Below are 18,338 nucleotides of genomic sequence, written 5' to 3'. Positions count from 1 at the left end.
CCCTTATTTGAATGAACGGGATACTGCTGTACGCAGTTAAAGAAGCCTTCTTCTCACCATTACTTGGTTCTTATATGCCTTACCATAGACCCATTTTCTAGTTTTTGTTCCAATAACAAATCCAGCAATCCATCAGGAACTAGCTTTACATCATCCATTGTTGTTGAAAAATAAGTGATTGGTTTCCAACATGCTTTATAGGGGATAGAACCTTCTAATCCAACAAATTCTTCCTGATTGTATTGAGATTTATCTATAAATGATGCTTCATAGATAAAATCAATTTCATGACCTAATTCATCTTCTATCCCAAAAATATTTTCAATAACGGAAATTAATCGGGGCTCTTCGATCTCTTGATCCAACTCTTCCTTGAGCTCCCTGATCAGAGTTTTCTTACTGTTCTCACCGAACTCTATCGTTCCACCAATAGGTCTGTAGAAAGTAGTTGAAATATCCGGGAAGTTAATTTCCTGAACCAAAATGCGATCTTCTTTCCTCAAAATAGCTAATGAGACAGAACGAATTTTCATTTTTTTCTCCTTAACCTATGTTTTTTTTTATTCCTTCGTACTAAATGTCTGAATATACTTTCTGGCATCGTCTCTGAATGTTTCCGTATAATGATCGTTTGTATAATCTTTTAACACCTCTCGCCAAAACGCTATTGCAGGAGCGTTACTCTCCATCTGAGCAAGTGCCCAATTGGCTTTGTATAACTCAAATATCTGCATCGCAGCAGCATATCCAACCCCACTTCTTCTAAACTTCTTCAGGATCATAAAGTCATAGATTACATGTGTAGGATCTGGATCGGTATCTAAATTTTCAAGAAGCACAATAACAAAACCTGCTATAGTGCCAGAAATCGTAATGAAATATGGCCTCCACCTGTTATCCCCTTCCCAAATGAAGTCAATATTCACATCGTATTTACCTTCTTGATTGATATCCTCGCTTGTATATTCGCTGAAATCATAATGGTACAGTTGATACAGATTCGATAACATACTTTTCTCTGCCAATGTTACTGGAGTGAGGTCTACTATCATACTGCCTCCCTATAGTTCTCTTTTAAATTCTGACTGCTTAGCATTGGTGCTCCAATGGATAGAGCTATTGACGGCTCGAACGCATCACCTTTACATGTTTTAAACTACTATTGTTTAAGAACTCTTTATAGACTTCGGATTCAACGGCGTAGATCGCCACTTTTCCTTGTGAATTATGATGAATACCCCAACCGTAACGTTTACCCAACGAAGAAGTACGAAGACAGGGTTGTCCCTTAGAGAAAAACTTGGTTCTCTCTATGGATCTTTGTTCGTCGGGTATATGATTGCGCTGCGCGAACACTTCAAACATGACATCCTCTTGCGTATATTGATAAGAGTAGTTTGTTATCATTTCATATTGTAAAACTGGAACGGTTTTGCCGCCGTTTTTGGCTTTGGGGATCTCTGCCACTTTAACAGGACAATCTTCTGCTGCTGCAATGAAAGTTTCATAATAGGTCATGTCTTTCATCTATATATCCTCCCATCAATTCAGAAAATTAAAGGATACGAATATACGATCAAGCTTGAGCTGTTTTATAAATATTTCTTAAAAGCCTTGCTGGATTCCCCATCGTACCCTAACTTCGTGTAGAAGCCGTGTGCCTCGTACCTGGATGAACCGCTGGTGAGAAACACCTTTATACAATTTTTCTGTATGCATACATTCTCTATATACTTCATAAGTTCAGATCCATATCCCTTGCTCTGCACATGTTCCGTAATGATAACCCGCTCAACCACGCCAAACGGTCTATTTTCCACCAAAGCATCCAGACAAATATGTAAATGCGCAGTCCCAATAACCTGATCACCGACTTCGTAAACAAATAAGAAACTGTTGGGATTATCCCTTACTTCTTCTATCCGCTCTGCCAGTACCTTCGTATTCAGGTTGTTCGGTAATAATTCTTTGTACAACCTTTCAATAACCTCGACATCCCTTGCTTCGGCCTCTCTGATCATCAGGTTCCACTCCTCAACATAAATAGTAAATTAAATGATAACTACGTCCATAATAACCCAAAAATCGGTATATGCGAACAGTAACTTCCTCTTTTTCCACCTGCTGATTAGCAGTTCTTTCCTTACAGATCCAGAACAAAAAAACCACGGTTTCCCGTGGTCCATCCATTCGAGTATGCTCTATTCTACTGATCCACTTACCAGTCTTCCTTCAAACCATACCGCTTGTCGCGCAGACCTTCTGGCAACCGCCTCTGCCGAGCAGCTGGCTTCTACCAGTACAAAACTAGCTGTATCCCCTACCTTCGGCCATACCTGTTGGCCCTCTGAATCCAGTGGAGTGATACCACTTGTGACAAATGCAAGAGACTGAGCCAAGGAGCGTTCATCGTTATACCCGTACAGTTCGGCGAAACGGCCGGCTTTCTCCAGTTGATCTCCATTGCCAAACGGTGACCAATGATCCGTCAGACTGTCTGTCGCCAGCTTCACGTTCACCCCATATTTATGGAGCATCGGAAGGGGCATCATCATTTTACCGATAGGCACGGTCGAAGCAACGTTCATACCAAGGGAAGCCATTCGCTTGGCCATATCTTCCGCTTCTTGCTGCTCCGCACGAGAGAACCAGAACGCATGACTTACGGTAACTTTACCCTGAAGTCCTGCTTCTTCGGTCAGGTCAGCCAATTGTAGCAACGTTTGTTTACCCGGTTCTCCAGAATCATGCAAATGAATATCGATGCCTGCCTGAAACTGGACAGCCAGTTCGACCATTACATTTAGCGATTTCTCAATATGCTCGTCCACAGTGTGAGGATCAAGTCCACCTACATGAGTAGCCCCTTCCGCCATGGCTTGACGCATGAGTTCAACCGAATTAGAGCGGAGAAGTCCATGCTGCGGGAAAGCGACGATTTCAGAGGATATTTTGCCCGAAAATGACTCCAATGCCTGCTTTGTAGCTTCCAGCCGTTTCAACCCACTGACCGGTTCAATATTGCAATGACTGCGCACATGGGTGGAACCATATCCCTGAATCAGGCTCAGAATGCTCTCCGCCTGACGCTTTGCATCGGGTAATAGCTTGGGCAGCAACACTTTCTCTTCTTCGATACGTTCGAAAATGCTGGAGATGCGTCGAACCGCTTTCCATGGTGCATCATAATACGTTTTATCCAAATGAATATGGGCTTCCTCGAACGAAGGCAGCAGCAGCAGTCCTTTACCATCAACCTTTGGCAACTCGCTTGTTAATTCCGTATCCCCATCCACGATGGCTGCAATGACTCCATCTTCAATCCGCAGATGACCAAGGCTCGTCCGGGTGCCAGTTACCTGCCCGTCTTCCATTACATAACTTTGCTCCAATGATACGTTGGTTAACCAGTATTCCTGCTTCAACATAGTCACTCCCTCTTTCCACTCGGTCTATCGAGCATCGAGTACCGATTCATCTGTGGTCAATGGTACCATAGGACCTCATTCAGCAAAAATAGTTAAAACGTTGGTGTTCCATACGATTATCGTCTAGATATTATTGGACTTCCCCATTAGTATACGAAGTGTAATATATCCCAAAACTTGAATCACAAATATCATAGCCACAAATTCAACCAGAATGCTGTTGCCCGCACTTAAATCAGTCATGATATCCTTCAAAATGAGGTCAGGCTGCTTCAGGACATCCCAACTATTCCACCGATTAAATCTCCCGATGTATACCCCTAAACTGCTCAGAAGTAAAATAACGCCTACAATTACCATGCTACTAAGTTGGTTTAATCGTTTATTTAACAATTTGTGGACTTGATGTATGGAGCAAATGGACAGAAGTAAACCCAGTATGGCTACGACAAACGCTAGGGTAAGGCTATACCAAAAATCAATATTAACCCAGAATTTAGTTTCCCCTTGAGGATCAAAGTATCTGAATGCATGCAAAATTTCTGTGAAAAGATATGCCGAATTCGGTAGAAAGAACAGCCAGCATGCACACATCACCCCGACTAGTGCGATGCTCGTTCTTGTAAGTTTCCTATTGCTTACGTAACTAATCGTTGATGAAATGATGAATGGAACCCATGCCAAAAAAATGTCCCACGTTAAAAATTGATACATGTTCGTGTTTGTTTTGGTACGCAAGAAGTGAACAACAAGTAGACAACCTATGGTAGCAACGATCAACACAATACTCATTTTTAAATAAATTGTATTTTTATTATTGTTCATTTCTTCGCTTCGATTTCCCTTTCCTTGGTGGTATGCGTAAGCAGTCCCGATCACCTGATCATTGATCATTAATCATCGATTTCATAAACGAACTGTGACTCCGCCTTCCTAGTCAATACACGTCCATCATAACCCAAAATGTGGTATATGCGAAAATAGCGGCGTGAACCCAGAAAGAAGACAAAAACTTTACTTTCGCAATATTTCCGTTCATCTTCCATTCTTCTAACATTAGAGAATGCAAAAAAAAACAGGCACTAGGGAAGTGCCTGTACATATTTAGAACCAAGCTAAGTACTTAGCTAATAGTTCACTGCTTCTTTTTTATATGAAAATATGATAATTAGAAATTAAAACGCGCATGCCCGCCATCCGTCACGCCTTCGATCTGTTCAATATCCAGCAGTCTTCGCTTCATCTCCAGTCCTCCGCGAAAACCGGTCAGCTTGCGGTTGGCACCGATAATGCGATGACACGGCAGCAGTACCGGAATGGGGTTGGCTCCATTGGCTGCCCCAACAGCTCGCACCGCTGAAGGTCTTCCCACCGCAGCAGCAATGTCGCCATAGGTTCTTGTCTCACCATAAGGAACATTCCCCAACTCCGCCCATACCTGCTGTTGGAATGCCGTTCCGATCAAATCGAGTGGAATTTCGTCTGTGAAAGCCACCTTGTCTCCGGCAAAATAGGATTCCAACCAATCCATCATGCCCGTCTGCTTCAACGCTGCTTCATTCTCTTCGAGATCCACTCCAGGAGCAATTAGGCCAATCCAACTACTCCAATCTTCCAGCGTTTCATTGGGCATGATGACCCGGCATAACCCTTTTTCGGTGGCAAGCAATACCCACGGACGACCGTCCAGTTCCATTTTGGTCCACATGATGCTCTTTCTCATACGTCTATCGTCCTTTCCCCACGTAGGTTTTATATCTGGTTTCTTTTCTCGTTATGCACACATACTACACACGAACCGTTTTTTTTACTTTTCGTTTCATGCTGCGGATGATCTGCTTTGTCTCGGGATCAACACGATAGGACTCCGTTATTTTCTGAAGAGCCTTATTATACGTAAAGTCGTCCAAGGTATTGTCCTGCAAATAACGCAGCGTCGCTTCAGGCTGTTTCACATAAGCGATGGAAATCGCCCAGGCCACTGCCATTTTCACATAGTAACCTTCGTGATGAATGGTATCTAATGAAGCAAGCACTCTGCTGATATATTTTTCTTCCATATAAAAGTTCAACAGCATCACAACCCCGAAACGAATGTCATACTCCTGGTTGGATACCAGATAGGGCTGCAAGAACTGCCACACCTGATCCAGATGTGCCTTTGTATATTTCAAACCACCGCAGAAGCTGTCGCATACAGACCAGTTATCTATTTTGGGAACAAACCAGGCAATATGTTGCAGAAGTTCCTCCATATCTGCTTGGGCATGACCGATGACCATCGCTTGCAGCATCACTTCTTCAAAATAATCATCATCAGCGTTTTTCAGATAGGCACGCCAGTCCTCTTTGACGATTTGTTTCGCCATCTTGCGTATTTCAGGCAGTCTCACACCTAACAGATTCGTGATATTCGGAATGAGCGCAGCCGAGAATTTCTGATATTCCGGTTCGACCAGAGATAACAATTGTGTTCTTACAACCGATTCCACATGTCTCCTCCTCATCGGGTTTTCTACAACAAGTATATCCTGGCAGCATCCATTTGTAAGCCTATATCGAATGTTTTAGCAAGATTACAATATCCATTTCCCGTGGTCACTGTTTAACTTCCATTCCATTTCGTTTAAGAATACGGAGTTGAATCCATTTGAAATATGTTCAACCAAACATTTACACAATAACGGAGAGGACAGAAATAACCTGAAGAAGCGTAGCGTTCGCCTTTATCCCCGGATTTTCCCTTTTTAAAAGGAATCAAAAAAATCTGGGGATAACAGCGATCGGAAGGTTGTTCTGTCATCGAAGTGGCAGTGTAAATATTCATTTGTTGAACCCATCTAGAAAGGAGACTACATATGAATCGATCCCATCCCAAAAAAGATTTTTCGGTTGAAGAGATTACGGAGCTCCTTGTGCAATTCGTGCAAACCCAAAACTTGACCGAATTTTATAAATGGGCCAAAGAACTTCATCCCTATGACCTTTCTCTCGTATATAAAAAGTTCCCTGAACAAGAGACGAAACGCTTCTTGCTCTTATTCAAACCGGACGTTCTCGCCGACATGGCAGAAGCGCTCACGCTTCACGAGCAGGTGCATCTATTCGAACAGTTAGGCCCGGAGCGCACTCTTGAAGTCATGCAGCAAATGGACAAAAGTGATCTGATTCGCTTCATGCATGATCTGCCCCTCCAACGCAGAGAAGAACTGCTATCCAATATGAATCTCGACCATTCAGCCATTATCCGCTCCGTGCTGAACTATCCACCGGAGACGGCGGGACGAATCATGACCGATCGTTACCGTACCCTGTTATCGCATGAAACCGCAAAGGAAGCACTGAGAGAATCGCAGGCTACGCTGCACATTCCTGCGACCAGTTATTTGTATGTCACCGATGATGAAGGCAAACTGGTTGGAGTTGTGAGTTATCAATCCCTTGCTCAGGCAGATGACAACACCAAAGTGGAAGAGCTGATGACTCGGCGTGTCATCCATGCAACAGTCGATATGGACCAGGAAGAAGCTGCACAGCTGTTGCAGCGGTATGAGTTTATGGCTCTGCCTGTCGTGGATGAGAACCGCAGATTATGCGGCGTAATCCAAATGGATGATGTCATTGATATTATTATGGACGAAGCCAGTGAAGACATCGCCAAGATGGGTGGCGGCAGTAAAGACATTGATTTTGATACCAAACCGTTAGTTGCCGTCAGACGTCGCCTTCCTTGGCTGATTTTATTGTTATTTATCGGACTGATCTCGGGCAGTATCGTGGATTTTTTCGAGGACACGCTGAATCAGGTTGTGGCGCTGGCGTTTTTCATGCCCATGATAGCCGGTATGACGGGGAATACGGGTACACAATCCCTTGCAGTGGTTGTACGTGGCTTGATTGGACGTAAGCTGGACAAGGCCACAGTGCTCGCGCTTATTGGCCGAGAGATTAAAGTAGGCACCATGATTGGACTTGTATGCGGTTTGCTGATCACGGTCATCGCCTATTTCTGGCAAGGTGACTGGCTGCTCGGAGCGATTATTGGAGTATCACTATTCTTCACCCTGGTTATTGGAACACTGACCGGCACTTGCATTCCTCTTCTGCTCAGTCGTTTCAAAGTAGACCCTGCGGTCGCCTCCGGCCCATTAATCACAACGCTGAATGATATATTGTCGTTGTTTATCTATTTCGGCATCGCAACTCGTTTTCTGGATGCCTTAATGTAAATTAGCCTTGCAGTCTTTATTCATTGAACAGGTGCTTTAATACAGTAACAAAAAGACTCAATCTCCTCTGTACATATAGAGAAGTTGGGTCTTTTGGTGTTATTTTCAATCTAAAAGAGAACTGCCTTATGCGAAAAGGTAGTTAATTAAACTATCGTGCCCCGTTACCGTAACGATTTAGCCTACCAATATCATTTTAATGTATTTGCTATTTCGACTAATTTTTGATAATCGTATAACGGTTCAAGATTGTTATTTTTTCCTGAAATAAGAGAGTAAGTTAAACCCTCGTTTCTCCAATAGATGGCACTTACATGTCCGTCTCCTTGGTCCCACGTTTGCGAACCATTAGATAATTTTTGACCTTTCTTCCCATTCGGAGGCGTATCCACCTTTGAGTTTGTAATCATAGTGATCAGGTTCAATCCTTCGTCGGTATTGGCATACGTGATTTCTACTGCTTCAAATGTACCATTGGTATCTAATATCCTTGCTGATTTTTGAGTAACTTGGAAAGGAACTGACGGTTGTTTGATTTCAAACGGGGTCCTAGCTTCCGCCTCTTCAAATGAAATTTCAACTGGAGGACTTAGATCCAAATTATTGATCGGTTGGTTACCTTCCCCATTTTTTAAGCAGGCAGACAATAAAAGAGGTATCATACATAGGAACAGCAATTTACTTACAGCTTTCATTCACTCACCTCGATATCAGAGTAGTTACTTCTATGACGTTTCTATTAGCTGGAAAGTTATGATTTTTTTCGCCCATGTGCATTCTGCTGCAATAATGTACTATAAGCCAATGCCTCCCCGGAGTATGATCATGTAACTACAACTCGGGGAGGCCCTATGAATCTTACATCTTTTTTCATCTATTGCATTGTCGTTACCTTCACACCTGGCCCCAGCAATATTGTGATTCTCACTTCCGTCGGACAGGTTGGTCCCCGGAAAACGATGGAGTATGTGTGGGGTGCCACAGTTGCATTTGGCTTATTACTTGCTGCTTCTGCTCTTCTCAATCATGTACTTGCTGAGGTATTGCCTGGTATCCTCCAAGTGATGCAGATCGTGGGTAGTGTTTATATGATATATCTGGCTTATCAAGTCTATAAAATGGGTTCCACCGAGACGGGATCGAGGCAAGTTACGGGGTTTCTAAACGGTTTAATCATGCAGTTTGTGAATCCAAAAGTGGTTCTGTTCACGTTCACAGTTATTCCTAGTTATGTTCTGCCGTACTACGATAGCACCATGTCAACGTTTCTGTTCGTGATCATTATTACCATCATCGGCTTCCTGGCCTATTCCAGTTGGGCCGTGTTTGGCTCCGTCTTCAAAACCTTACTCAATCGTCATCAAAAAGCAGTGAGTATCCTAATGGCCCTTTTTTTGTTATACTCAGCCATTATGGTATCGGGAATCATCTAACGCGCGGGAGGTGTGTGCAGCATGGAATTGTTTAACTATAAGAAATCACAGGACGTACTGGCTTTATCCGCCAGCTTTACGGATTTCACCTATAAGAAACATTGCCACGAGGAATATGCAGTAGGAGTCACGCTTCGTGGTATTCAGCAATACCATCTGGACGGACATTATCAGGCCTCCCACAAAAACGGCGTGATGTTATTCAATCGGGAACAGTCCCACGATGGAAGTTCCTATGACAAAGCCGGCATAGACTATGTCATGCTGTATCTGAAGCCGGATTTAGTCGAAGAGGTTCTAGGGAAAAAGGAATTGCGTTTTAATAGCCCTATCGTCTATGACCCTGTGCTTGCACGAAGCATCCTGATGCTGAATGATGCTGTTCAAAAAGGACAGGATGAAGCAAAATGCAGTGAACTGCTCTTGGGCCTGTTGCAATTACTTTCCCAGTCGGAAATGGACACCAAGTTGTGGCGGCCTCAGGACAATCTGGTGCGAAAAGCGAAAGAAATGATGTTTTGCAGTATTGAAGATGTGCTGAAGCTGGACGACCTTTGTGCGGAATTCAACATGTCCAAGTTTCAATTTATCCGCGAGTTCAAGTCCCATGCTGGCATTTCCCCTTACCAGTTCTTTCTGAATTGCAAGGTGGAGCGTGCCAGACAGTCCATTGAAATGCATAAGGATGTTTACTCCGCCGTAGCCGAATGTGGTTTTGTCGACCTGACTCATCTGAACAGACACTTTAAACGAGTATTCGGTATCACGGCTTATGAATATATGCTGCAGTTAAACTAATTGAATCGGTACGATTATCCGACAAACTGTATAAAATCCCCGCATGGAACGCGTTTACCTCAACGTTCCACACGGGGATTTTCTTTTCTCTTCCGTTGCCGTACTGCCATTCTCCCTTAATTCAGATCCTAACATCAGGCGCGCTTCTTCCTTCTCCAGATCCAGCCACTCACCAATACAAGCAATAGAATAACCCCACCATATATGATGAGATAGAATGACCAACTTCGTCCTTGATCGGTTTTTTCAAAATCATCCTGACTCACTACTTTTCCTGCTCCCAGCAGCTTTAACGCGTCTCCAGCTTGATCAATGGAAACATTGCCACTGCAAAGATTCGTATGCAACTTATCGTCCATTTTATTCTGATAAGCAAAGATCAGATAGGATTGGTTCTTCTCCAATTGAATCCCACAAGATTCCGAACCGGCATCATTACCCATGACAGTCATTCGTTTAGAAGAAACACCCTTCCATGCGGTATCCACTTCAAAGGTATATGCTCTCAATCGGTCAGGGCTGAATATTTGCATCCCACCCCTTTTCACCACTTTACCTGTAAAAACCGATGTGGACGTCTTCAGTTTCTCTTGGGCATTCGATTCTACACAGCTGCAAGCATACGCTCGACCTTCCGGTACCAGCAGAAATCCAGCTGTAATGAACAACAGAGCTAACGTTACGATCATTGCACACTTCATTTCTTTTTCCCCTTCCCGTATTGAACATCACTCGCTATGCCATCGGGTAATTTCTTTACACTTCATAATTATGGAATATTATAACACACTAAAAAACCCCCTTTATGGGGATTTTTTTTCGAGCTATCGCTTGGTTTTTGATTCAATGTCTTTATCATTATTTCAGAAAAGACTGAGAAATCTGTTTTGCTGTATCCATCATAACCGAATCACCGGACATCACTGTTAAAATACTCGCTCGGGTATTCGCATCCATCTTCTTCAGAATATCTATCGTTTGGGCGGAATCGGTCTGGAACAATTTTTGAATCAGCTTGGCTGCACTTGGGGATGACATTTTCGATAAGGTATGTACCAGTTCCTTGGCTGATTGACTGGCTATGTCGCTGTTTTGCTTATTAATTTTACGCTGAATGAGCGCAAGCTCACGATCCGTAACCACGGAGCGAGGCTTCATTTGCACCGAAAGGATGCCAACCCGTTCCGGGTCCATTTTACTCCAGATTTGCGCTCTCTGTTCTGTGGACATCTCGGTCATTGCGTACACAATCTCCAGATCGGTCAATTGTACAAGTGCAACAGCAGCCTTGCTTGGAGGCATATCGGCGTAAGTCCTGGCAATGTCCTTGGCTGCGGCAATATGATCCGTTGAAAGTACAGCTGGCACCGTCGACGTTGTGGAAGCTGTGGCCTGTGATTGAACCGATTGCTGTGCTTGCGACGAAGCTCCGGATGGTGCTGTCTGAGCTTGACCGACTGGATTGGCAGATACAGCAGGCGGTGTGGCACGAACTCCTACTGCATTCTCTACGGCATGCAATACGGTGTCCTTGACAGACGGAACCAGGAAAAATGCCGCTGCTCCGGTAGCGCCAATGCAGATCAGGGCAACAAGCCACCCCATCCCGGATGATTTTTTCTTCGTTGAAGTTTTGGATGTGCTCTTGGCTGGTTCAGGTTTGATCTTGTCATTAGGCGTTGTGAAGGGTGTCCTTGCACTATTGGCGGGTGTTCTTGAACCAATGGATTGAACCCGATTCGGCTGACTCATTATGATCACTTCTCTCTCATACTGGGGTTAAGCCCAGTCTAGACCTTCTGCATTAAAATTTGATAAGAAAACCGCATTACTTTTTTTATTCTTTTCCAATTTGAATGTTGTAGACTAGACTTGGTAAGCTTAACCTGTAAGCTCGATCTACTGCTTCCAAATTTAAGGAATGGACCGATTCTGATGAGAAATATATTGCTGATTGAAGATGAGAAAAACCTGGCTCGCTTTATAGAACTGGAATTGCAGCATGAAGCCTACACGGTCAGCGTAGCCTACGATGGAAGACACGGACTTGAATTGGCACTCGAAAAGGAGTGGGATCTGATCCTGCTCGATCTAATGCTGCCCGGCCTTAACGGCGTAGAGGTGTGCAGGAGAATACGCAACATCAAACAAACACCCATTATTATGATTACGGCTCGTGATGGTGTAATGGATCGCGTCATGGGACTCGACAGCGGAGCCGATGATTATATTCCGAAGCCTTTTGCCATTGAAGAGCTGCTTGCACGGATGAGATCCTTATTTCGCCGTTCCAACACCGGCAGCGAACATTCCGTACTGATTCATCATGGATTGCATCTGGACCTGGAGGCGCGCATTTTCAAGAAAGACGGAGAGGTTGTTGAATTAACCCGGCGCGAATTTGACCTGCTGGTGATCCTCATGCAAAATATGGGTCGTGTCATGACCCGGGAGATGCTGCTGGATATGGTATGGGGATACGATGCTGACGTGGAGACTAACGTGGTTGATGTCTACATCAGTTATTTGCGCAGTAAAATCGATGTTTCGGGCTCTCCCAGCTTTGTGCAGACGATACGAGGCTTAGGTTACGGGATTCAGAAATGATACGCTGGATTCGAACATATCTTCCCCGCTCCCATTGGTCTATCCGCTGGAAATTGACGATCTGGATTTCACTATTGCTGGGCACGCTGTTTATTGTGTATAACATCGTTCAATACTTTGTAATTGACGAATGGCTCATTGATCAGGAACAGCAAAATATGGAGAAAAGCATGAATGAGATGGAAAGTTACCTTCAAGAGAAAGAAGTGTCCTCAGCGCAAATTGCAGACAACCGTTCTTCTATGACCAAGTTCAATCAGGAGAATCAGATGATCCGCATTCTGGATCAGGAAGGAACTGTGCTTCTTGAAGTATCCAACCGTCTTCCTGAACAGTGGGTCGAGCCGCAGACGGTGCAAAAACGCATTCTGATCAATGCATGGCACTACGAAGATCACCTGCTCATTATGAGGTCACCACTCATAACCACAAATTTCAGCGGGACGATTGAAATGGTGACCAACCTGGAAAATACGGATAAACTAAGCGATATACTGCTGCTGGTCATGTTTGGTGGGGGGATTGCTGCTGTGGGTTTAAGCATTCTGGGTGCGATTGTCCTTTCACGCCAGTTCGTCAAGCCTATTACGACCATGAATGCAACGATGATCCAGATTCAGCAGAAGGGACTTCATGAACGGGTGGATGTGCCAGATCAGCATGATGAGTTGACCAACCTCGCCCGAATGTTCAACCGCTTGATGGATGAGCTGGAGCTTTCGTTTCAGCAACAAAAGCAGTTTGTGGAAGATGCCTCGCACGAGTTGCGTACACCCGTAGCCATTATTGAAGGACATATTTCCCTGTTGAACCGTTGGGGCAAGCATGACCCGGACATTTTGAATGAATCCCTGGATGTTTCCGCTCAGGAGCTTAAACGGTTAAAAACCATATTGAATGAACTGTTATTACTTAGCCAAGCCGAGTCTGGGAACATTGTAGTGGAAGCTGCGGTCGATCTTCGCCAGACGGTACAGCATGCGCTCACCAACGTTGTGCAGCTGCACCCGGATACTGCCTTTGACATTGATCTGGAGTATCTATCCGATATTGAAGTGAAGATGCTTCCTCAACATCTGGAGCAGATCCTGCGGATTTTGGTTGATAATGCCGTTAAATATTCACCGATAACCAAAGAGATTCGGGTCCACGGAATGCGACGTGACAACGATGTATGTATTCAGGTTGCCGATAAAGGCATGGGCATTCCGGCAGAGGATTTGCCGTATGTTTTTGACCGTTTCTACCGTGTTGATAAAGCCCGCAGTCGCGAACAAGGGGGGACCGGCTTGGGACTCGCCATTGCGGAACGCCTCGTCAAACGATACAACGGGCAGATATTCATCGATAGCCATGTAAATGAAGGAACGACCGTAACTGTCCTGCTTCCCGCATCTGCATCCTGAATGTCGGAAACCAACACCGGACATGAATAAGGAGGGCTACACAACAGCCCTCTTTTTCACCACTATAGTGTAGCCTCCTTACGTCCGGCGGAACAGCTGATTCGCAGCTTCGGGTGAACAGCCGCTCATTTGCGGTTTTCTGATTGGAGTGTTCTCGCTTTATGAGGGATGAACAGGGCTAAAAGTTTCATACGGATGAAAATCCGCCCGATTCCCCAGGCGCTTGCCACACCAATGAGCGCGCCGGCAGCTACATCCGAGGGATAGTGTACACCAGACCATACGCGAGCAATTGCAATGAAAGTGGCGATAAGAACCCACCCCCACCGATACCTGACGTGACCCAGCCAAAATGCAGTGGCACATGCAAAGGCAACCGTCGCATGATCACTTGGAAAGGAAGCATCAGCGCTGTGGCTGATTAATTGAATCACCGAATGGGTCACAAATGGCCGGTCTCTGTGCAGCAAGTGACCTGTAACAAAGCTGACGGCGGTCCCCGCACATGCTGCCAAAATGGCTTGCAGCACAATCATGCGGTTTTTTTGACTCTTCGATGTCCAGTACACAATCATTCCCACAGGAAACATAAAAAGGGCATATTTCGCAAAAAATATCATGATGCCATTCAGATATGAGAGCTGCACCGCCTGCTGGTTAATCCAATGAAAAAGCTGGTAATCCAATCGTATAAAAGACATAAGTAATCCCCTTTTCCCAATTTAATGAACCTGCATTTAATCATAGCCCACTTTTCTGGGAGCAGCTTTAAGGGGAAATTAGAAAACGATAAGAAAACAGACACCCTGGAGGAACATAACCATTGATGCAAAATTTGAAAAAGAATATTTCCATCCCGTTGCTCGCCGCAGCACTAAGCCTTGCTGTATTTGCAATCATTGCCCTGTCCATCAGCGATAATCAGATCCACCGATTTGACGATACCCTGATGACGTGGATTCAGGGTATGGAATCCCCGGGCATGACCCGGTGGATGGAGCTGTTCACCTGGATTGGCAGCGGCTTACCCGTCGTCGCGATTACCCTCATTTCGATGATCGCTTTGTATGTCTTTTTAGGGCACCGACGGGAGCTTCTGTTTTTGGGCTGTGTCATCGCAGGCTCTGCAATACTGAACACTCTGCTGAAGCTCGTGTTTCAGCGTGCGCGACCCACCATTCACCGGATTATTGAAGCGACCGGGTACAGCTTCCCCAGCGGACACTCCATGGCAGCGTTCAGCCTGTACGGCGGACTGGGCTTCCTGATCTGGAAGCATGTACCTACAACAGCCGGACGAATAGCGATGATCATTGTGAGCGCAGCCTTCATCCTTACCATTGGCATGAGCCGCATCTATCTGGGCGTGCATTATCCCAGTGATGTAGTCGGAGGTTACTTTTTAAGCGGATGCTGGCTTGCTACATGCATATGGTTCTACCAGCGCTATCTGGAACGAATCTCCCTGCTACAGTCTAATCCTCTGAGTTGAACACGCTGGAAGCTGTACTAGAATGCGGCTGCACAACTTCACATCGCGTGCATCTCCTGGCGCGCGGTTTAATGAGTGCTACGCATCACGATGACCAGCCGTACGAATAAGCCTGCGTGTCCTGCCGGAGTCATCGCAGAATACGTTAAAGAACCTCATGGGTGCTCCTGCTCCGGTGAGGTTCTTTAACGTCATTATGAAGCCGTTTTATAGTGCAAACCTAGAGCTCCTCGCCATTGGATTCAATGACTTTTTTGTACCAGTGGAAGCTCTTCTTCGGTGTTCTGCTCAAATCACCTTTGCCATCATTGTCCTTGTTCACATGAATGAAGCCATAACGCTTCTTCATCTCACCCGTGGATGCACTGACCAAGTCGATACATCCCCACATCGTGTAAGCGATAAGCTCCACACCGTCGGCAACGGCTTCTTTCATTTGTTCAATGTGACCTCTCAAATAATCAATCCGATAGTCATCTTGAATAGAGCCATCTTCCTCCACTACATCCACTGCACCCAGCCCGTTCTCCACAACCATCAATGGAATTTGGTAACGATCATACAGGTGGTTCAGGGTGTAACGCAATCCTTTCGGATCGATCTGCCAGCCCCAGTCGGAAGCTTCGAGATACGGATTTTTGATGCCGCCCAGCAGATTTCCCTCTGCTCTATCCAACGACTCATCCGCACTCTCGACCAAGGACATGTAATAGCTGAAGGAATAGAAGTCTACGCAGCCTTCACGCAGAGTCTGTGCATCTTCCGATTGCATCTCGATCTGAATGCCTTCTTCGGCGAAGAAACGTTTGGCAAATCCAGGGTACGCTCCACGAACCTGTACATCTCCACAGATCATGTTGGACAGCTGGTCCTTCTTCTGCGCGAGCAAAATATCGTCCGGGTTGCATGTATTCGGATATGTTGTCATGAAAGCGACCATACAGCCGATTTGGAAATCAGGATTAATCTCATGTCCCAGCTTAACCGCTTTTGCACTTGCAACAAATTGGTGATGAAGCGCCTGGAAGCGGGTCTGTGGATCATCAACGCCATCGATCAAAGTCTCTTTACCTTCAAACAGGATACCTGCAGCCATATAAGCCCCCATTGGCATCGTCAGACAGTTGATCTCATTAAAGGTCAGCCAGTATTTCACCTGATCTTTGTATCGGTTGAACAGGGTTGTACAATATCGGATATAACAATCAATCACTTCGCGGGAAGCCCAGCCGTTATATTTCTGGGTCAGACCAAATGGGGTCTCGTAGTGAGAAATGGTCACGAGCGGTTCAATGTTGTACTTTTTCAACTCGGCAAAGACGTTGTCATAGAACTGCAATCCCTCTTCGTTTGGCTCCAGATCATAACCGTTCGGGTATATTCTGGACCAGTTAATGGACATGCGGAACATTTTGAAGCCCATTTCGGCCATTAGGGCAATATCCTCTTTGTAGTGACCATAAAAATCCACCGCTTCATGGCTTGGATAATACGTGCCCTCTTCCAGTACAGGCGTAATCCGCCGTGGTGTCGTATGCGTTCCACCTGTCATCATATCGGAAGTACTCGGGCCTTTACCACCCTTGTCCCATCCACCTTCAAACTGATTGGCAGCCGTTGCGCCACCCCAGAAAAATCCGTCTTTCATCGACATCATCAATTCCTCCTTCATTTTTAACTCATTTCTAAATTAAGTGCTTGATGTTATGCAAGTAGCCGTTCCGTTTACGAATCGTTCTTTTGATCGCTGTTATCCTCGGATTTCTTTTATTCCCTTTCTAAGTGGAAAAATCCGATGATAACGGCGAACACTTCGTTTCTTCAGAATCGATTTCGTCCCCTTCACTACTTTGCAATAAATCAAAAACTAATTATAAGACTGAGCTAAAATGTCTTGGTGAGACTCTAACACAAGTGTACCACCCATACCCTGACACCTATTGTCATGGTATAATGTCGGCATGGAAAATAACCGATTATTCAGAATGCTCTTGCTGTTATTGGAGAAAAAGAAAGCTACCGCCCCCGAGCTCGCGCGTTTGTTCGAGATATCCGTGCGCACGGTGTACCGTGATATCGACAGACTGAGTGCAGCGGGGATTCCCGTATACACGACAACCGGAAAGCATGGCGGCATCCATCTCATGGACAACTTTGTCATGGACAAATCCCTGTTGTCCGAAGATGATCAGAATGAAATTTTGCTTGGATTATACAGCGTCAGCGCCATCCCTCACCTTAACACTGCCCATATGCTCAAACGTTTAACCGCCCTGTTTGATCACAAGCTGGATTGGATTGAGTTCGACTTTTCACCATGGGGCAGCATTCCACTGCAGGAGAGGGAACTGTTCAATCAGGTCAAACAGGCAATCTTCACGAATCAATGGATTACATTTCACTATGTTAATTCGGATGGAGAGAAGAGCGTTCCGACGGTTGAACCTCTCAAACTTTTGTTCAAGAACAGTACTTGGTATTTCAAGGGGTACATTCACGACGAGCACGACCGAAACGAATTTCAGACGTTCAAAATGAAACGCATTACCCAGCTGAAATTTCTGTCGAGGGTTCCCCGAAACAACATAAAGATCGGATCACCGGAAAATGAGACTCACGTCACAATCAACCAAATCGCTCTGGAACTGTCGTTCTCCGACTCTATTGCATATAGGGTGTATGATTTTTTTGAACCGTCACGCGTTGAAAAAGATCCCGACGGCAGGTTACGTGTTGCCCTTGAACTCAATGAGGGAGAATGGCTGTATTCCTTCCTGATGTCTTTTGGATCTGACCTGACCGTAGTCAAACCTCCGCACATTGGACAGGAACTGCTTAGGCGACATATCAAAGCGGTAGAGCATTTGCAACAGGTCGTTAACAACAGGTTGGAAAATGAATGATATAATGAAGCTCTGATCATCTGTTGATTCTTTTACTTTTTT

At 45.0% G+C, this 18,338-nt stretch carries 20 protein-coding genes; 7 read left to right on the top strand and 13 right to left on the bottom strand.

Annotated elements, in window-relative coordinates:
- Positions 1 to 59: 59 nt before the first annotated feature.
- The 8 genes from gpAD87_RS02290 to gpAD87_RS02255 all read right to left on the bottom strand — a co-directional run bounded on the left by gpAD87_RS02290 (position 60) and on the right by gpAD87_RS02255 (position 5,920).
- The gene (locus gpAD87_RS02290) at positions 60 to 533 is read right to left on the bottom strand and encodes an NUDIX hydrolase (RefSeq protein WP_064635934.1); all 474 of its coding nucleotides are present in this window, start codon (positions 531 to 533) and stop codon (positions 60 to 62) included.
- Positions 534 to 560: 27 nt separating this feature from the next.
- On the bottom strand, positions 561 to 1,052 hold the full coding sequence (locus gpAD87_RS02285) for a GNAT family N-acetyltransferase (protein WP_064635933.1): 492 nt from the start codon (positions 1,050 to 1,052) through the stop codon (positions 561 to 563).
- Positions 1,053 to 1,116: 64 nt separating this feature from the next.
- Positions 1,117 to 1,527: a DUF6157 family protein gene (locus gpAD87_RS02280; protein ID WP_064635932.1), complete on the bottom strand. Its 411-nt coding sequence runs from the start codon at positions 1,525 to 1,527 to the stop codon at positions 1,117 to 1,119.
- A gap of 65 nt (positions 1,528 to 1,592) precedes the next feature.
- The gene (locus tag gpAD87_RS02275) at positions 1,593 to 2,021 is read right to left on the bottom strand and encodes a GNAT family N-acetyltransferase (RefSeq protein ID WP_064635931.1); all 429 of its coding nucleotides are present in this window, start codon (positions 2,019 to 2,021) and stop codon (positions 1,593 to 1,595) included.
- A 180-nt stretch (positions 2,022 to 2,201) separates the two neighbouring features.
- Complete coding sequence (locus gpAD87_RS02270) at positions 2,202 to 3,428, bottom strand: amidohydrolase family protein (protein WP_064635930.1); 1,227 nt, start codon at positions 3,426 to 3,428, stop codon at positions 2,202 to 2,204.
- Positions 3,429 to 3,551: 123 nt separating this feature from the next.
- The gene (locus gpAD87_RS02265; RefSeq protein ID WP_082934972.1) at positions 3,552 to 4,322 is read right to left on the bottom strand and encodes a DUF1361 domain-containing protein; all 771 of its coding nucleotides are present in this window, start codon (positions 4,320 to 4,322) and stop codon (positions 3,552 to 3,554) included.
- 274 nt (positions 4,323 to 4,596) lie between these two features.
- Positions 4,597 to 5,151 carry a methylated-DNA--[protein]-cysteine S-methyltransferase gene (locus tag gpAD87_RS02260; protein WP_082934971.1) on the bottom strand — a complete coding sequence of 185 codons (555 nt, stop codon included), beginning with the start codon at positions 5,149 to 5,151 and terminating at the stop codon, positions 4,597 to 4,599.
- A 64-nt stretch (positions 5,152 to 5,215) separates the two neighbouring features.
- Positions 5,216 to 5,920, bottom strand: a complete 705-nt coding sequence (locus gpAD87_RS02255) for a DNA alkylation repair protein (RefSeq protein ID WP_064635928.1) — start codon at positions 5,918 to 5,920, stop codon at positions 5,216 to 5,218.
- A 366-nt stretch (positions 5,921 to 6,286) separates the two neighbouring features.
- Between gpAD87_RS02255 and mgtE the strand changes: the two genes are divergently transcribed.
- Entirely contained in the window at positions 6,287 to 7,657 is a 1,371-nt protein-coding gene (gene mgtE / locus gpAD87_RS02250; RefSeq protein WP_064635927.1) for a magnesium transporter, read from the top strand.
- A gap of 191 nt (positions 7,658 to 7,848) precedes the next feature.
- On the opposite strand, the gene gpAD87_RS02245 is transcribed toward mgtE, so the two are convergent.
- Positions 7,849 to 8,352, bottom strand: coding sequence for a hypothetical protein (locus gpAD87_RS02245; protein ID WP_064635926.1), 504 nt, complete (start codon positions 8,350 to 8,352; stop codon positions 7,849 to 7,851).
- 156 nt (positions 8,353 to 8,508) lie between these two features.
- Here gpAD87_RS02245 and gpAD87_RS02240 point away from each other — a divergent pair, with 156 nt between their 5' ends.
- Both gpAD87_RS02240 and gpAD87_RS02235 read left to right on the top strand, forming a co-directional pair.
- Positions 8,509 to 9,090, top strand: a complete 582-nt coding sequence (locus gpAD87_RS02240) for a LysE family translocator (RefSeq protein WP_064635925.1) — start codon at positions 8,509 to 8,511, stop codon at positions 9,088 to 9,090.
- 21 nt (positions 9,091 to 9,111) lie between these two features.
- Entirely contained in the window at positions 9,112 to 9,888 is a 777-nt protein-coding gene (locus gpAD87_RS02235) for an AraC family transcriptional regulator (RefSeq protein WP_064635924.1), read from the top strand.
- A gap of 134 nt (positions 9,889 to 10,022) precedes the next feature.
- Here gpAD87_RS02235 and gpAD87_RS02230 read toward each other — a convergent pair whose 3' ends face one another.
- On the bottom strand, positions 10,023 to 10,577 hold the full coding sequence (locus gpAD87_RS02230; RefSeq protein ID WP_197521353.1) for a hypothetical protein: 555 nt from the start codon (positions 10,575 to 10,577) through the stop codon (positions 10,023 to 10,025).
- A 169-nt stretch (positions 10,578 to 10,746) separates the two neighbouring features.
- Positions 10,747 to 11,640, bottom strand: a complete 894-nt coding sequence (locus tag gpAD87_RS02225; RefSeq protein ID WP_064635922.1) for a hypothetical protein — start codon at positions 11,638 to 11,640, stop codon at positions 10,747 to 10,749.
- A 183-nt stretch (positions 11,641 to 11,823) separates the two neighbouring features.
- Between gpAD87_RS02225 and gpAD87_RS02220 the strand changes: the two genes are divergently transcribed.
- Both gpAD87_RS02220 and gpAD87_RS02215 read left to right on the top strand, forming a co-directional pair.
- A complete protein-coding gene (locus tag gpAD87_RS02220; RefSeq protein ID WP_064635921.1) occupies positions 11,824 to 12,495 on the top strand; it encodes a response regulator transcription factor in 672 nt (223 codons plus the stop codon).
- Positions 12,492 to 13,901: a HAMP domain-containing sensor histidine kinase gene (locus gpAD87_RS02215; RefSeq protein ID WP_082934970.1), complete on the top strand. Its 1,410-nt coding sequence runs from the start codon at positions 12,492 to 12,494 to the stop codon at positions 13,899 to 13,901. Before gpAD87_RS02220 ends, gpAD87_RS02215 begins: the two co-directional genes overlap by 4 nt.
- A gap of 125 nt (positions 13,902 to 14,026) precedes the next feature.
- On the opposite strand, the gene gpAD87_RS02210 is transcribed toward gpAD87_RS02215, so the two are convergent.
- Positions 14,027 to 14,587: an undecaprenyl-diphosphatase gene (locus gpAD87_RS02210; protein WP_197521352.1), complete on the bottom strand. Its 561-nt coding sequence runs from the start codon at positions 14,585 to 14,587 to the stop codon at positions 14,027 to 14,029.
- Between the two features lie 140 nt (positions 14,588 to 14,727).
- On the opposite strand from gpAD87_RS02210, the gene gpAD87_RS02205 reads away from it, so the two are divergent.
- Positions 14,728 to 15,393 carry a phosphatase PAP2 family protein gene (locus gpAD87_RS02205; RefSeq protein ID WP_064635919.1) on the top strand — a complete coding sequence of 222 codons (666 nt, stop codon included), beginning with the start codon at positions 14,728 to 14,730 and terminating at the stop codon, positions 15,391 to 15,393.
- Positions 15,394 to 15,613: 220 nt separating this feature from the next.
- Here gpAD87_RS02205 and gpAD87_RS02200 read toward each other — a convergent pair whose 3' ends face one another.
- Positions 15,614 to 17,047: a glycoside hydrolase family 1 protein gene (locus tag gpAD87_RS02200; protein WP_064635918.1), complete on the bottom strand. Its 1,434-nt coding sequence runs from the start codon at positions 17,045 to 17,047 to the stop codon at positions 15,614 to 15,616.
- A 346-nt stretch (positions 17,048 to 17,393) separates the two neighbouring features.
- On the opposite strand from gpAD87_RS02200, the gene gpAD87_RS02195 reads away from it, so the two are divergent.
- Positions 17,394 to 18,296 (top strand): helix-turn-helix transcriptional regulator, encoded by a 903-nt coding sequence (locus tag gpAD87_RS02195; protein ID WP_231952410.1) that lies wholly within the window; start codon positions 17,394 to 17,396, stop codon positions 18,294 to 18,296.
- The last annotated feature ends 42 nt before the right edge of the window (positions 18,297 to 18,338 follow it).

Origin of the sequence: Paenibacillus sp. AD87 (genome assembly GCF_001659845.1) — a bacterium.
Classification (GTDB): domain Bacteria; phylum Bacillota; class Bacilli; order Paenibacillales; family Paenibacillaceae; genus Paenibacillus; species Paenibacillus marchantiae.
The sequence above is the reverse complement of the archived record's forward strand: the minus strand, read 5'-3'. Positions and strand labels throughout refer to the sequence as shown.